This window comes from Thiorhodococcus minor (genome assembly GCF_010820565.1).
GTDB classification, from domain to species: Bacteria; Pseudomonadota; Gammaproteobacteria; order Chromatiales; family Chromatiaceae; genus Thiorhodococcus; species Thiorhodococcus minor.
In genome coordinates this window covers 1-2,091 of the sequence record NZ_JAAIJQ010000221.1, presented here as the reverse complement: position 1 = coordinate 2,091, position 2,091 = coordinate 1, and the positions used below count along the sequence as shown (strand labels likewise).

Genomic DNA, 2,091 nt, shown 5'->3' with positions numbered 1-2,091 from the left:
TCTTCGGTGTTGAGACTGATAGCGTTGCAACGCTTCATCGGCATGCTCCTACAAGGTTCCTGTGAAGACGCATTATTGTAACATAATCATAGCTTTAGGCGCTAAGTCCATGGCATTGGGTGCTCTGGTTGCCCTTGAGCGGGTCCGAGGGTCTTGAAATCGAGCAACGCGCATCGAGTGGAGGCCACCGTTGTTCATCATGACGGACTCGTCCAGCGCTCCCGTCTGGCGTTGCAAGTATGGGTGATGGCATATATGCTGTCATCATGATTCCGATTGTCATTGACACCAGTGTGTTTGTTGCCGGTCTGCGTTCTGCCAGCGGCGCATCGCGCATGGTCTTGCGACGGGCGCTGACCGGGTACTTCCAGCCCTTGTTTGGTCATGCGCTGTGGTTTGAATATCAGGATCTGTTCGGGCGCGAGGTCTGGGGTGAAGCCACTACGCCTGCCGAGCGGTTGCAGTTGTTGTCGGCGCTGGCGAAGCAAGGACGATGGGTCAAGGTGTATTACGGTTGGCGTCCCAATTTGCCGGATGAAGCGGACAATCACTTAATTGAGCTGGCATTGGCGGGGAATGCCGCAGGGATTGTCACACACAATGTTCGTGATGTTCGACGCGGCGAATTGAGACTCGGTGATTTGCGTATTTTGACCCCCGCGCAAAGTCTGGAGGAATTGCGATGAGCACTTTGACCATCAGATTGCCCGACGATACCACTGAGCGACTCAAAGCCTTGGCACATCGCCGTGGTTTGAGCCTGAACAAGCTCATGGAAGAGCTGAGCGCGCAAGCGCTGGCGGCCTGGGACACTGAAAACCATTTCCGTACCCTGGCTGCAACCGGCAATGTTGAGCAAGCGTTGGCCATATTGGATCGTCTCGATGCCAAACCGGTAGATGGCGAGAGCGAGGTAGCAAGGTAGATCGGCCGAGCCGCTCCCAGGGGCGCAGGGTCACCATTTGGCTGTCCCCAACCTATAGAGGGGACGACGAGGGAGCAGGTCTCCCATGGCTCGTAGGCGTTGGTGGTCCAGCCTCAGGCCCGAGCGAGGCCCTAGGTCCGCGAGTGTCAGGTCTTGAGCTCACGCATGCGAGGGGCACGATGGGGCTTGGCTGGCGCCGAGCCTGACAGGGGCGACGTGCCCGGCCACCTCGCGGATGGGGCGAAGCGGTTGCGGGACGGCGTGCTTCGTGCAGCACTTCGCTTGCGACAACGCTCTGCGGTGTGGCGTCCCCTCTGGCGTTCTGTGCGGCGGGACCTGCCTGCGAGGTCGGTACAGCCCCCGGACCCGCTCGGCGCAGAGCGCCGGGAGTGCGCTTGGCACCGTGGAGCGGATGTCGCGAGAGGCTTGCTGTCACGCTAGTCCGACCACGGCTAATCCCGAAGATGAGGTCGGCAAGCCGCCGCCGACGAATACGTTCACAGTCTCCTTGAGCAAGGGGCTAGAGAAGCGCCGAGTCTCAGGGCAGGAAGTCCTCGAGCGGGCTGCCGACAGGCGATCGACCTGGGTGAAATGCGCGTCGAGGGTCAGCAGGCTGGCTCCGTGCTCCAGCGCATTGGCGGCGATCCGGAGATCATTGGACGGAATCGGCTGTCCCCAACGACGCGAGGCATTGCTCATGGGGGGGCGTCGAGCGTGGCCAGCCGCTCGCGCATGAAGGTCGTGATTTGTTTCGCCTCGTGGCGCAAGAAGCGCATCTCGTGCTGGTCGCGGTCTAGACTAGGACGCCATGACGGGCGTTGATTGTCAGTTGGACCAGTAGGGTGCACGAGCGAGAGCGAAGTCCACCGAATCCCGCGCCGGCGCTGGTGGACTGCGCTGCGCTCGTCCACCTACAGCGGAAGGTCGGGCCAATCGATGATCGACGCCCCGTGACGCCTGTACTGAGCACCTGAGCTCATGAGCATCATCCTGAAGAAGCTCCCCATCGGCCTGCAGACCCAATGCCATGGACTTAAGCCGCCCGGCAGTAAGCCGGGTGGAATCCAGGCTTGAGCTTGCCGGGATTGCGGCGTGGAAATTGTCGGTCTGGCCGTACCGCCTCGACGGCATCGGAAAGCGCGAGGACGGCCTGTGTCAGCAGGGTG

Annotated in this window: 2 protein-coding genes; both read left to right on the top strand. The window is 61.1% G+C overall.

What is annotated here, in order from left to right; all coding sequences use genetic code 11:
• The first annotated feature begins 239 nt into the window (after nt 1-239).
• Complete coding sequence (locus tag G3446_RS26465; protein WP_245232826.1) at nt 240-686, top strand: PIN domain-containing protein; 447 nt, start codon at nt 240-242, stop codon at nt 684-686.
• The gene (locus G3446_RS26460; RefSeq protein ID WP_164456643.1) at nt 683-925 is read left to right on the top strand and encodes a ribbon-helix-helix domain-containing protein; all 243 of its coding nucleotides are present in this window, start codon (nt 683-685) and stop codon (nt 923-925) included. The genes G3446_RS26465 and G3446_RS26460 overlap by 4 nt, the downstream gene beginning before the upstream one ends.
• The last annotated feature ends 1,166 nt before the right edge of the window (nt 926-2,091 follow it).